Below are 12,330 nucleotides of genomic sequence, written 5' to 3'. Positions count from 1 at the left end.
ACTTAGAATGACCAACCCACAGCAGCCGGACATGAACGAACTGTTCCGCCAGGCCGCAGAAGTGCAGGCACGCCTCCAGCAGGCGCAGCAGGAACTGCTGGAAGCAACCGTGTCGGGTTCTGCCGGCGGCGGCTTGGTAAATGTCACCATGACCGGTGGCGCAGAGATCACCGATATCCAGATCAGCAAGGAAGCTGTGGACCCAGAGGATGTGGAGACTCTGCAGGACCTCATCCTCGCGGCCTACCGCGACGCGCACAAGAAGGCCGCTCAGCTGGCCGAGGAGAAGGTTGGTCCGCTGACCCAGGGCCCACAGGGCGAGACTGACCTGTTCGGCGGCCTGATGGGCTGATCGCCCCGCACTCACACAGCACTAACACACCACACCAACGCCCGGTTCGTCCGGGCGTTTTTGTATGCTTGGCCTTTGGGCTGCCTGCGGACGGCAGCTTTCCGACGAAAGGGGACACCACATGTTTGAAGGGCCTTTACAGGATCTTATCGACGAGCTGTCGCGGCTCCCCGGCGTTGGCCCAAAAAGCGCACAACGTATCGCCTTTCACCTGCTCAGAAGCGAGCCTGAGGAGATTGACCGGCTGCGTGCCGCCTTGGCAGCCGTGCGCGATGGCGTGACATTTTGTCGGATCTGCAACAACGTTTCCCGTGATGATATTTGCCGGATCTGTGCCGATTCCGGCCGTGACACATCTATCGTGTGTGTCGTTGAGGATGCCAAGGATATCCAGGTCATCGAGCGCACTGGCGAGTACGACGGTCGCTTCCACGTGCTCGGCGGCGCCCTGGACCCTTTGGCGAACGTGGGCCCCAAGGACCTGAACATTTCTTCGCTGCTGCAGCGTATCGGCGGTGTGCTGCCTGACCGAGAGGGGGAGGACGCCCCGCAGATCAGCGAGGTCATCTTGGCAACAGACCCCGATACCGAAGGGGAAGCAACCTCAAGCTATCTGGCACGCTTGTTGAAGGACTTCCCAGGCCTAGTCGTGTCTCGCCTGGCCTCCGGTATGCCTTTAGGCGGGGACTTGGAGTTTGTCGACGAGCTCACCCTTTCACGCGCCCTGTCGGGTCGCCTTCGCCTGTAGCGGGACGGGCCCGCGTGGCTTAGCGCAAGCGCTCGAGGCGCAGGCGATCGACCTCAGGCAGCTCGAGGGGCTCCAGCTCGTTGAGCTTCTTCCCCATGGCTTGGGCCAGGAGGAGATCGGCAAGCTGCGGGTTGCGGGCCAGGGCAGGGCCATGCATATAGGTGGCGATCACACTGCCCTGCACAGCACCTTCGGCGCTGCGCTGGCGAGAACCGTCGGCAATCATGTCCGCCGTACTTGCGGAATCGGTGTTGCCAGTGCCGCGGGTGAGGCGGCCCAGAGGTTCCGCACTGGGGCCGAGGACCGTGCCGCCGAGGTGGTTCTCGAAGCCGGTCAAAGGCTCGGTCAGTTCTGCGGTGATGCCGGCGTGGGTGGGGTGCGAGGTTACTTCGCCGGTGGCGCGGGTCGCCATCGGGAAGGTGGTGGCGTCGATTAGCCCGATGCCGTCGACCTCCTTGCCAGAGGCGCGGAAGGATTCACCGAGCACCTGCATGCCGGCGCACACCGCGAAGATGGGGCGGCGATTAATTGCGGCGCGGACCAAGCCATTGTCCTTTGCCAGGTGCTCCGCCGCCAAGGTTTGGGCGGAGTCCTCGCCACCGCCGATGCAGTAGATGTCCAAGTGTTCGGGGATGGCGTCGTCGAGACGAATGTGGAGGATTTCTGCCTTCATGCCCCGCATGCGGGCGCGCTGGCGCAGGACAAGGGCGTTGCCGTCGTCGCCGTAGGTACCCAGCACGTCCGGTAAAACTAGGCCAATGGTCAGTGAATCAGTCACGGTAATCCTCCTGCTTCGCGATGTCACGCTTCAAATCACGGAAGGCTGTGTAGTTTGCCAGCACCTCGATGCGCCCAGGTGGGCACGCGCGAATCGCCTCGATCGGGTCGTGGATGAGCTCGTGGTCGATGTCTGCATACAGCAGGCGAACGGCTAAGTCAGTGCCACGTTCACCAGCCGCCTTCACGGATGCGTCTTCGAAGTCTTCGAAGCGGACATCCCACAGCCAGGACAGGTCTTCGCCGTCAGCGACTTGGCCGTTCACAGCGATCACGAGGCCGTCGGCCTCGCGGTGCAGCATGGACAAGGCCTCCTGCCAGCCGGCGGGGTTCTTCGCCAAGAGGAAGTGCACCTCACGATCACCCAGATGGACGGTGGAGTAGCGCCCGGCCACATTATCCACGCCTTCTGCCGCGGACACGGCCGCCTCAACGTCCACATCAAATGCCTCAACGGCAGCGGCTACTGCCTGCCCGGCGTTGCCGCGGTTCGCATGTCCCGGCAGTTTCAGATCCAGCTCCACCAGCTCACCGTCTGGCGTGGTCAGTCCCTCCGGGGTGACGATCCAATCCGGGGTCGGTCGTCGGAAAGTGCTGCCATTGGGCAGGGGCTTGACCGCGTACCAGTCATCCCCAGTACGCACCACGTGGCCGCCGCCGCGGGGGTTCGTCACGGAATCACCCAGCCAGCCCGCGCCGGCTGAGACCCAAATGACATTCTTTGCGTCCCACGCCACCGAGGTCATCAGCACATCGTCACAGTTGGCGATCACCGTCATATCAGGGTGCGCCGTCACCGCCGAGCGCAGAGCGCGCTCGATCGAATTGATCTCGCCGACGCGGTCCAGCTGGTCACGCGACAGGTTGAGCAGCACAAGCGCCTGCGGGTTGATCTTGTCGGCCACCGCCGGCACGTGCAGCTCATCAACCTCCAACACGATGTGGCTGGCATCTGGGGAAGCCATCAGCGCGGAAATGATGCCCGCGTCCATGTTGTCGCCGCCATCGTTCGTGGCCACCGTGTACTTTGTCCGCATGGCGGCCGCCAGCATGCGGGTGGTGGTGGACTTGCCGTTGGTTCCGGTGACCAGGACCGCGGGGCGATCGTCGGCAAGCGAAGACATAATGTTCGGGTCGATCGCACCGGCGATGAGGCCACCAATCATGCCGCCCGCGCCACGTCCTGTGGCGCGCGAGGCCGTCGTGGCGGCTTTCGCGGCGGTGGTGGCCACGCGCGTGCGTAGCGACTTCAACCGGCCTAAAGGTGAGGAACTCATGCGTCCACGATAGCGAAATTATGCGCCGGACTTGAGTTCTTCCACCGCTGCCAGGAAATCTTTATCTGTCACCAGGGGAATCTCTTTCCGATGCGCGTGCATGGCCTTTCCCCGCAAGTCAGTGCGCAGATTGGTCACCACCAAAGACGCCGTTCGCGTCAACTTTTCCGTGTAGGTCAACCCGGCCTCGCGCCCAGCGTTAATCAGGTCCTCCGGGGCGATCTGCACATCGTCACTCACGACGAACTCCATGCCTGGCGCGAGCCCCCGCGCAGCGTCATAGACCCCAGGGTTCTCGTGCTCCGGCTCGGCCTTCTCCGCCTCCACGCGGATGTGTGTGCGCTGCAGGCCGAAGCGGTCGGGCTTCAATTCCTTGGGGCCGAAAGAGACGGTAGGGCCGCTGGACCCAAGGGTGCGGTACAGATCGATCAGCACGAGCGTTGCCTCGCGCGAAGTCTCCTCCTCCGGGCGTCCAGCTCGGTCCACGCTGGCGATGGGGCTGGGCGCATCAACTTCCAGCTTGGCGGCCACCGCGTAGAGGCGTGTATCGGTCAGCGCGACCCCGCGACGCCGGGTTGACGCAAGCGTATCGACGATCGCCTCAGGCCGTGGGACGTGGCCGACCCTCTGGCGACGCCTGCCCCGCCCGCGGTTGCGGGAGCGGTTGGCGCGTGCCGCTGCGTTCATGGCGCGGCGTGCCTCTGAGACGATGAAACCCCACACTTGGGGGGCGTCATGCACGATCAGGGTGCGGCCGTCGATGAGCTTGTCCAATGTCTTGAGGTGGGAGGAGAAGCGTTGGGCCTGGGAGAATTCGGAGTAGGGCACACCGTGGCGGTGGATCGGCCCAGGATCGCCCCCAGTGTTGAAGATGGTGTGAAACTCTTCGCCCGTGTTCCCGTCGGCGTCAAAGGTCACCGCGTCGAGAGTGAGCAGGCGCCCCGTCGATGGGTGGATCCCCGTCGACTGCACATGCACCGCAATAAACGGGTGCGAAAACTCCTGCTCAGTGGTCATTGTTCAGATTGTAGCCAACCGCGGTTCAACACATTCCATAGCCATCGCTAGTCGCGTCAGTGCCGGCCTAGAAAGTTTGCTGCCACGGGTTCTGGCCCAGGTCCCAGTTGGAGCGGATCTGGCCGCCGGGGACGTCCACCACGTACTCATCCGGGATCTGATCCCCGTTCGCGGGGGCCGGTGCAGGCGCAGGTGCTGGCGCTGGGGCGGGCGCGGGAGCAGGAGCCCGGTACTGCGGCGCTGGCTGCTGAGGTGCAGGTGCCGGGGCTTGGTACTGCGGCGCAGGGGCCGGTGCGGGCGCGGGTGCCGGAGCAGGCGCCGAGTTCTGCGCTGGCTGCTGAGGTGCAGGTGCCGGGGCTTCAGCAGGTGCTTCACGACGAGCCCTCTCAGCCTCAGCGCGCTCACGTTCTGCGGCGCGTTCGGCTTCCTCGCGGGCCGTGGGCGCGTCCGATGCTCCGGCCTCACCTTCCTGGTCTTCTTCCTTGTTGGTGTCTGCGCGTTCGGCGTCGCCAGATGAGTATGGGAAGAACCGATTATTCGGGTCACGGTCTGGCCCGCCGAAGGTAGCGGCGATATTATCCGCTGTTAGTGGCAGGGAACCGGTGATTCCCAGCACGGCGGTTGTGCCCAGCACCACCGCGCCGATGGCTGCGGCTACGCCCAAGAACCGGCGGCGTGACTTCTTCTCATTGGGAAGGGCGTCCTCTTCAGATTCCTCGTCGGCAAGGCGCGCGGCTTCCGCAGCATCTTGATCGGCTTTGAACTGTGTGATTTCCGGCGCCACCTGCGGAACAATCGCAGTGTCCTCGGGTGCTTCAGAAACTTCAGGATCCGGCTCGGTAACGACCGCCGGCATCATCATGGTTGGCGCGGAGGCCTCTTGGGCAATCTTCACCTCGCGCTTTTCGACGAGGGGAAGTGGCGATACTGCCAGCGAATCGATATCGAAAAAGTCATCGGCGTAGACGACTAGCTCCGGTGTCCCCGCCACAGGCGCGTGATAGGAACGCGCCAAAGTGGCCAGTCCGCGCCTGGACAGTTGGGAAACCGTGGGGTGCAAGGCCTGCGAATCTGCCGGGGAGAGGTCACCGACGTAACGCCCGCCAATAGAAGCAGTGAGTCTGCTCTCGCCCTCGGGATGTAACTCGACGAGCAGGTGCATGCGCTCATCGTGTTCCCCCTCGGCCGCATCATCAGAAAAGTTCACCGTGCGGCTGGGGCCTTCGTCGAGAAGCACCCAGGGGGATTCCGGCGGATTATTGCGCGGAAGGCACAGGCCCGGGCGCGGCAGGCGCAGAGCGATCGTCGGTTCCGCACCTTCGTTGGTGCAAGAGATACGGGCGGTGACCTGCGGGGTGAGCCCAGCGGAGATGATCCAGTCCAGCTCGGGATACTCGCGGCGGTCATATTCGCTAACGCAGCCAAGGATCTGGCCATCAAAGTGTAGGTGGAAACCGCCAGTGTGCTCTGCTGGAGCTAAAGAGGCAGCGACATCGGCCACCTCGGCGCCGGATTCCTCCAGGACGGAACGTGCCACGTCCGCGTTGATATTTTCCACTGGGATATTTCGGACGGCACCGAGACCGTGATCGGGAACAACATACTGCGTCATTGGTCCATCACTACTTCCTCGGTTCGTTTCTGTGTGCAATGCATCGGGAAAGTATCGGTGTGATACATCCCGTCAATCTTACACTTCCGGACATTAGTCTAGAGGAATTCATCGTGAAAGCCTAGCTGCGCAAAAGTAAAATCGCAGGTCACAATGCGCGTGGGGCGGGGCCCGACAGTTTTGCTTAATTCTAAGAAAAATTAAGTAAAATACACATCATGCGCATGGCTAATTTAAGTGAACTCTCAGGTATTGGCGTATCGACGATCAAGTTCTACCTCCGCGAAGGTTTGCTTCACCCAGGGGTGCGGACCCAGGCTAACCAGGCCCGATATGACAATGGCCACCTAGCTCGTCTCCAACTGATTCGAGCTCTCTCCGATGTCGGTCGACTCTCCTTGGCTGAGATCGGGAAGGTGCTTCGCGTGTTTGACCAAGGTGGGTCACCGATCCAGGGGCTTGCCACGCTGCGTGAAAACTCCACTGCAGAATGCGGGCGCGAAGAGTCTGAACGGCAAGCATCCATCAGTCTGGACAGTCTTTGTGAGCGCCTGGGCTGGAATGTGTCAAAAAGTAGCCCCGCCTACCGGGCCGCAGTCCACTCCTTGGGTGCATTGGCCATGGTTGACGGGGAGTTGCCGGAAGACACGCAGCTGGAGGCTTTCGCACAAGCCGCTGAAACCGTGGTGGACAACGACAATGCCTCCCGCCGATCCGTCTGCAGCGACACCGCTGATGTGGAGACAGGTGATTGCGACTACCACCGCCTGCTCGTCGGGGCGATGCGCCGCGACCAGTTGCTCGCAGCGTTGGCCCTGTTGGCAACAGAGAGCAAACTGGCCGGCTAGCCCGCCTCGGCGGAGGCCATCGTCGTGAAGCGAACTGCTACATGCCAGGCGAAACCTGGACCTTCAGTCCACGGTTGACGGCAGAGACGATCGCCTTCACCGATGCGCGGGTGGTGGAACCGGCGATGCCCACGCCCCAGGCCTTAGCACCGTCGACGTCCGCGTAGATGTAGCAGGCGGCGTCAGCGTCATCACCGGCGGAACGAGCCTGCTGGGAGTAATCCTGCACCTCAACATCAATCTTAAGCTGCTCCAAAGCATTGGAGAACGCGGAGATCGGGCCGTTACCGGTTCCAGTGATCGTGGATTCCTCACCGTTAAAGATGACATTCGCCTCGACGGTCGCGTCCTCATCGTCGGTCTCCGCATTCTTCACGCGCATGGAGACCAACTCTAAAGGCTCCTCCAGATCGAGGTACTCACCCGCGAAGATGTCCCACATCCCCTTCGAGTTAACCTCGCCGCCTTCCGCGTCAGTGATCGCCTGGACTACCGACGAGAACTCAGGCTGCATGCCGCGCGGCATATTGATCGCGTGGTCCGTCTTCATGATGTAGGCCACCCCACCCTTGCCGGACTGGGAGTTCACGCGAATCACGGCCTCGTAGTCGCGACCGACATCCTTCGGGTCGATCGGCAGGTAAGGAACCTCCCACACTGTCTCGCGCAGCTCCTCCCACGCGACCTCGGTGGAATCCGCGCCCGGGCGCACCTTGGCAGCCAGCGCATCCAAGCCCTTGTTCACAGCATCCTGGTGGGAGCCGGAGAAAGCGGTAAAGACCAAGTCGCCGCCGTATGGGTGGCGCTCATGAACGCGCAGCTGGTTGCAGTACTCGACCGTTTCGCGGATCTTGTTGATGTCAGAGAAATCGATCTGCGGATCCACGCCCTGGGTCAGCATGTTCAGACCCAAGGTGACCAGGTCCACATTGCCGGTGCGCTCACCGTTGCCGAACAGGCAGCCCTCGATGCGGTCCGCGCCGGCCAGGTAGCCCAGCTCCGCAGCCGCGATGCCTTCACCGCGGTCATTGTGAGGGTGCAGGGACAAGATGATGGAGTCGCGCTTGGCGAAGTTGCGGTGCATCCACTCGATCTGGTCAGCGTAAATATTCGGGGTGATCATCTCCACCGTGGCAGGCAAGTTGATGATCATCGGGTGCTCGGGGGTCGCCTCCATGATGTCTACCACCGCGTCGCAGACCTCGACCGCGAAGTCCAGCTCAGTGCCGGTGAAGGACTCCGGCGAGTACTCCCAGCGCCAGTTGGTGTTCGGGTAGTCCTTCGCGATCTCCTTGATCAGCTCCGCAGCGTCAGTAGCCAACTTCTTAATCGCCGGACGGTCCTTGCGGAACACAACCTCGCGCTGCAGCTTAGAGGTGGAGTTATAGAAGTGCACAATCACATTCGGGGCGCCCTCGCAGGCCTCGAAGGTGCGGCGGATCAGGTGCTCGCGCGCCTGCACCAGCACCTGGATGGTCACATCCTCGGGGATCATGTTCTGCTCAATGATCTCGCGTACAAAGTCAAAGTCTGTCTGCGAAGCGGACGGGAAGCCGACCTCAATTTCCTTGTAGCCCATCTGCACCAACAGGTTAAACATGCGGCGCTTGCGCTCCGGACTCATCGGATCAATCAGCGCCTGGTTGCCGTCGCGCAGGTCCACGGCACACCACTGCGGTGCCACGGTGATCTTCTTGTCCGGCCACGTGCGGTCCGGCAGCTGTACGTCTTCTACTTCCTCAGCAAAAGCGAGGTAGCGCTGGTGCGGCATCTGCGATCCACGCTGCTTGTTCCACACGGGTTGGCCTTCGTTGCGTGGGCCATTCGGGGTGCGGATTTCCGATGGTGCGGAGATGAAAGAATCAGATGGGGTCATGTCGCTCAATATCCTTCGTGAGAGTGCGCTATCTAGCGTCAGTGTCGGTTCTGGGTGATCCACGACCGGCAACGCAAACTCCGCGACGGGGTGCCGGCCGTGTTTTAGACCTGATTCCCGCCGCGGCGTAGAAGGAGAAGACGCGCGTTGATAGAAGCGACGCTACGCGGAGCGTTTGACATAGCTCACACTCTAAACGCGGAACTAGAACTTGTCCACCTCATACACGCGTTAAAAGGCGAAAAGGCACAAAAAAAGGGGGAGTAGCTGCGAGCAGCTACTGTTACGCCTGGCTTGAAGCGAGACGGACGGTGGCCAGGAACATCGTCGCCAACGCCGCAAACATCACCGCCATCCCGGCCACGGAACTGACCGCGAACTGTTCGCCCAACACCGCATAGCCCAGTAAGAACGCAACCACCGGCTCGAACACCTTCATCGCAGGCAGCGACCACTCCAGTGGCCCCGCCGCAAAGGCGTATTGCTGCGCGGCCGTGCCCGCCACCGCCGCGACCACCAACACGTACACAGGCCAGGTGCTAAAAATTGCCGGGAGCCCGCCGGACACATAAAGATCTGCCACCGTCTTCGACAACACGGCCACGTAGCCGAAAATAATGCCGCATACCGCCCCCATGAAAAGAGAAATGGTGCCAGGCGATCGTCGATAAGCAACAAGCGCTGCCACGCCGCACACCGCAACGCCGACGGCGACCGCAACCCACCACGCGCCCACGTCGGGTTCTTGCGCGCCGGGCACGGGCCTTCCTAACACGATCAAGACGATGACGGCGGCGGTCAGTAGCGCGGACCATGTCGCGTCACGACGATCCATGCTGCCCTTGCCCAGGTAAGCACTGAGCATAAGCGTGAACATCAGCGACAACACCAGCACGGGCTGGACGACGAGCAACGTGCCGAACCCGAGGGCCACCACCTGGAGCAGATATGCCGCGAAAGCGGAAAAGATGGATAACCACCACGCGGGGTTGGTCAGGCCGCGGGTCAAGACCGAATCGGTGCGGGAATATGTAGCCGGGGAGGTCACGATGCGGTGGCGGGTGACCGTGCCCCATGCGATGGTGAACGCCGAGGCTAAGGCGAACAACACGGCAAGAACAAGGCTAGGCACGCCCATGATGGTATGGCGTACGAAAAAATAGTGCACCTCAAGGTGTTAGGCGAGGGTAATGCAGGTAACATAACGGCGTGAGTCACGTTGAAAGCTCAAAAACTCACGTTCCCCCGACCTCGACGGAAAGGTGGCCCACCTGTGGCACTGGTCGTACAGAAGTACGGAGGCTCTTCCCTGGAGAGCGCCGAGCGCATCCGCGCGGTAGCAGAGCGGATCGTCGCGCGAAAGAAACAGGGCGATGATGTCGTGGTGGTCTGCTCCGCAATGGGTGATACCACTGACGAATTGCTGGACCTGGCGGAACAGGTCAACCCCGTCCCGCCTGCCCGCGAGATGGACATGCTGCTCACCGCAGGCGAGCGCATCTCGAACTCCCTGGTGGCAATGGCAATCGCGTCCTTCGGCGCGCCGGTGCAGTCCTTTACTGGCTCCCAGGCCGGCGTCCTCACAACGGAGCGTCACGGCAACGCCCGCATCGTCGATGTGACCCCAGGGCGCGTGCAGGAAGCGCTTGACGACGGCAAGATCGCCATCGTCGCTGGTTTTCAGGGCGTCAACCGTGACACTCGCGACGTGACCACCCTGGGCCGCGGCGGTTCCGACACCACCGCGGTGGCGCTGGCGGCAGCGCTAAACGCAGACGTGTGTGAGATCTACTCCGACGTCGACGGCATCTACTCCGCCGACCCACGCATCGTGAAAGATGCCCAGAAGATCGAGCAGCTCTGCTTTGAAGAGATGCTGGAACTGGCCGCCGCCGGTTCTAAGATTTTGGTCCTGCGCAGCGTGGAATATGCGCGCGCATTCAACGTCCCGATGCGAGTTCGCTCGTCTTATAGCAATGACCCCGGCACCCTAGTAACCGGATCGATGGAGGATACCCCCGTGGAAGAAGCAGTCCTGACCGGTGTAGCAACCGACAAGTCCGAAGCAAAGATCACCATCCTGGGCATCCCGGACAACCCAGGCGAGGCAGCCAAGGTGTTCCGTGCCCTAGCGAATGCTGAGATCAACATTGACATGGTGATCCAGAACATCTCCTCCCTCGACGACAACACCACTGACATCACCTTCACCCTGCCTACAGAAGACGGCCCACGCGCCGTCGAGCTGCTGACGAACCTGCAGAACGAGAACGGTTGGGCGAACGTTACCTACGACGACCAGATCGGCAAGGTTTCCCTAGTCGGTGCTGGTATGAAGTCTCACCCAGGTGTGACCGCAGAGTTCTCCGAGGCGCTGCGCGATGCTGGCATCAACATCGAGATGTTCACCACCTCCGAAATCCGTATCACCGCTGTGGTTCGCGAAGCCGACCTTGACAAGGCCACGGTAGCGATCCACGACAAGTTCGAGCTCGGTGGCGACGAGGCCGCCACTGTGTACGCCGGTACCGGGCGTTAAGCCTGCCGGGGCCGTGTAGTGCGCCGACCTGCACACGGGGTACTGTAGGTAGAAGTTCATTCACCCTACGAAAGTGAGTTATACGCACATGACCACCATCGCAGTTGTAGGCGCCACCGGCCAGGTCGGCCAAGTGATGCGCGAGATCCTCGCTGAGCGTAAGTTCCCGGCAGACAAGGTGCGATTCTTCGCATCCCCTCGTTCCGCTGGTAAGAAGCTGGAATTCCAGGGCCAGGAGATCGAGGTGGAGGACCTCACCCAGGTCACCGCAGACTCTGTGAAGGACATTGACATCGCGCTGTTCTCCGCAGGCGGTTCCACCTCTAAGGAGTGGGCGCCGGTGTTTGCTGAGGCGGGCGTGAAGGTTGTGGATAACTCGTCGGCATGGCGCAAGGACACCGATGTGCCGCTGGTGGTGTCTGAGGTCAACCCGGACACCGTGAAGGGCCTGAAGAAAGGCATCATCGCGAACCCGAACTGCACCACCATGGCGTGCATGCCGGCGCTGAGCGCCCTGCACCAGAAGGCTGATCTGAAGGTCCTGCGCGTCGCCTCCTACCAGGCTGTATCGGGTTCTGGTCTGGCCGGTGTGCAGACGCTGGAGAACCAGATCAAGGCTGTTGGAGACAACGCTGAAGACTTGGTCTACGATGGCTCTTCCCACGATCTTGGGGAGAACGGCCCCTACGTCGCCCCGATCGCCTACAACGTGCTGCCCATGGCCGGCGCGTTTGTCGACGACGGCTCTTTCGAAACCGATGAGGAGCAGAAGCTGCGCAACGAGTCGCGCCGCATTCTGAACATCCCTGAGCTGAAAGTCTCTGGCACCTGCGTCCGCGTCCCCGTGATGACGGGCCACACCATGGTTGTCCACGCAGAGTTTGCTCAGTCCATCACGCCTGAAGAGGCGAAGGCAGTTCTGGAGGCCGCACCTGGCGTGACGGTGACCGAGGTACCTACCCCGCTCGCCGCCGCCGGCAAGGACGATTCCCTGGTGGGGCGCATCCGCCAGGACCAGACCATCGACGATAACCGCGGCCTCGTCTTCGTAGTCTCCGGCGATAACCTGCGTAAGGGCGCTGCCCTGAACACTGTTCAGATCGCGGAGCTTCTCGCTTAACGACGACCACTTCGTCAGAATGCCACTTCTCACCCCAGGGGAGTGGCATTTGTATTTTATTAACATTCGATCTCAATGCGGTAACACCGCTTGCAAGGACTCGATGACAGAGACACAATATGGGGAGGTCAAAGAAAGGTCCCGATCTCTCCGCTATCTCAAGG

At 61.7% G+C, this 12,330-nt stretch carries 11 protein-coding genes; 5 read left to right on the top strand and 6 right to left on the bottom strand.

What is annotated here, in order from left to right:
* The first annotated feature begins 7 nt into the window (after positions 1-7).
* Positions 8-352, top strand: a complete 345-nt coding sequence (locus B097_RS0104030; RefSeq protein ID WP_018581267.1) for a YbaB/EbfC family nucleoid-associated protein — start codon at positions 8-10, stop codon at positions 350-352.
* Positions 353-473: 121 nt separating this feature from the next.
* Positions 474-1,100, top strand: a complete 627-nt coding sequence (gene recR, locus B097_RS0104025) for a recombination mediator RecR (RefSeq protein ID WP_018581266.1) — start codon at positions 474-476, stop codon at positions 1,098-1,100.
* A gap of 19 nt (positions 1,101-1,119) precedes the next feature.
* On the opposite strand, the gene B097_RS0104020 is transcribed toward recR, so the two are convergent.
* The 4 genes from B097_RS0104020 to B097_RS13555 all read right to left on the bottom strand — a co-directional run bounded on the left by B097_RS0104020 (position 1,120) and on the right by B097_RS13555 (position 5,783).
* Positions 1,120-1,878, bottom strand: coding sequence for a type 1 glutamine amidotransferase (locus B097_RS0104020; RefSeq protein ID WP_018581265.1), 759 nt, complete (start codon positions 1,876-1,878; stop codon positions 1,120-1,122).
* On the bottom strand, positions 1,871-3,154 hold the full coding sequence (locus B097_RS0104015; RefSeq protein WP_026254292.1) for a Mur ligase family protein: 1,284 nt from the start codon (positions 3,152-3,154) through the stop codon (positions 1,871-1,873). The genes B097_RS0104020 and B097_RS0104015 overlap by 8 nt, the downstream gene beginning before the upstream one ends.
* An 18-nt stretch (positions 3,155-3,172) precedes the next feature.
* Positions 3,173-4,171, bottom strand: coding sequence for a hypothetical protein (locus tag B097_RS0104010; protein WP_018581263.1), 999 nt, complete (start codon positions 4,169-4,171; stop codon positions 3,173-3,175).
* Between the two features lie 67 nt (positions 4,172-4,238).
* Positions 4,239-5,783 (bottom strand): hypothetical protein, encoded by a 1,545-nt coding sequence (locus tag B097_RS13555; RefSeq protein WP_018581262.1) that lies wholly within the window; start codon positions 5,781-5,783, stop codon positions 4,239-4,241.
* Positions 5,784-6,007: 224 nt separating this feature from the next.
* On the opposite strand from B097_RS13555, the gene B097_RS12440 reads away from it, so the two are divergent.
* Positions 6,008-6,631, top strand: a complete 624-nt coding sequence (locus tag B097_RS12440; RefSeq protein ID WP_161795917.1) for a MerR family transcriptional regulator — start codon at positions 6,008-6,010, stop codon at positions 6,629-6,631.
* A gap of 37 nt (positions 6,632-6,668) precedes the next feature.
* Here B097_RS12440 and leuA read toward each other — a convergent pair whose 3' ends face one another.
* Together leuA and B097_RS0103990 are read right to left on the bottom strand one after the other, a co-directional pair.
* Positions 6,669-8,507, bottom strand: coding sequence for a 2-isopropylmalate synthase (gene leuA, locus B097_RS0103995; RefSeq protein ID WP_018581260.1), 1,839 nt, complete (start codon positions 8,505-8,507; stop codon positions 6,669-6,671).
* 283 nt (positions 8,508-8,790) lie between these two features.
* Positions 8,791-9,645 carry a DMT family transporter gene (locus B097_RS0103990; RefSeq protein ID WP_018581259.1) on the bottom strand — a complete coding sequence of 285 codons (855 nt, stop codon included), beginning with the start codon at positions 9,643-9,645 and terminating at the stop codon, positions 8,791-8,793.
* A gap of 135 nt (positions 9,646-9,780) precedes the next feature.
* Here B097_RS0103990 and B097_RS0103985 point away from each other — a divergent pair, with 135 nt between their 5' ends.
* Both B097_RS0103985 and B097_RS0103980 read left to right on the top strand, forming a co-directional pair.
* Positions 9,781-11,046 (top strand): aspartate kinase, encoded by a 1,266-nt coding sequence (locus tag B097_RS0103985; protein ID WP_018581258.1) that lies wholly within the window; start codon positions 9,781-9,783, stop codon positions 11,044-11,046.
* An 88-nt stretch (positions 11,047-11,134) separates the two neighbouring features.
* Positions 11,135-12,166: an aspartate-semialdehyde dehydrogenase gene (locus tag B097_RS0103980; RefSeq protein ID WP_018581257.1), complete on the top strand. Its 1,032-nt coding sequence runs from the start codon at positions 11,135-11,137 to the stop codon at positions 12,164-12,166.
* The last annotated feature ends 164 nt before the right edge of the window (positions 12,167-12,330 follow it).

Source organism: Corynebacterium pilosum DSM 20521 = CIP 103422 (assembly GCF_000373805.1).
GTDB classification, from domain to species: domain Bacteria; phylum Actinomycetota; class Actinomycetes; order Mycobacteriales; family Mycobacteriaceae; genus Corynebacterium; species Corynebacterium pilosum.
Note: the sequence above shows the minus strand (reverse complement) of the source record. Positions and strands in the feature narration are given on the sequence as shown.

Bases quoted from the DNA above. Each gene is read 5' to 3' on its own strand.
- B097_RS0104030 (WP_018581267.1), top strand. From the start codon at position 8: ATGACCAACCCACAGCAGCCGGACATGAACGAACTGTTCCGCCAGGCC.
- recR (WP_018581266.1), top strand. From the start codon at position 474: ATGTTTGAAGGGCCTTTACAGGATCTTATCGACGAGCTGTCGCGGCTC.
- B097_RS0104015 (WP_026254292.1), bottom strand. From the start codon at position 3,154: ATGAGTTCCTCACCTTTAGGCCGGTTGAAGTCGCTACGCACGCGCGTG.
- B097_RS0104010 (WP_018581263.1), bottom strand. From the start codon at position 4,171: ATGACCACTGAGCAGGAGTTTTCGCACCCGTTTATTGCGGTGCATGTG.
- B097_RS13555 (WP_018581262.1), bottom strand. From the start codon at position 5,783: ATGACGCAGTATGTTGTTCCCGATCACGGTCTCGGTGCCGTCCGAAAT.
- B097_RS12440 (WP_161795917.1), top strand. From the start codon at position 6,008: ATGGCTAATTTAAGTGAACTCTCAGGTATTGGCGTATCGACGATCAAG.
- leuA (WP_018581260.1), bottom strand. From the start codon at position 8,507: ATGACCCCATCTGATTCTTTCATCTCCGCACCATCGGAAATCCGCACC.
- B097_RS0103990 (WP_018581259.1), bottom strand. From the start codon at position 9,645: ATGGGCGTGCCTAGCCTTGTTCTTGCCGTGTTGTTCGCCTTAGCCTCG.
- B097_RS0103980 (WP_018581257.1), top strand. From the start codon at position 11,135: ATGACCACCATCGCAGTTGTAGGCGCCACCGGCCAGGTCGGCCAAGTG.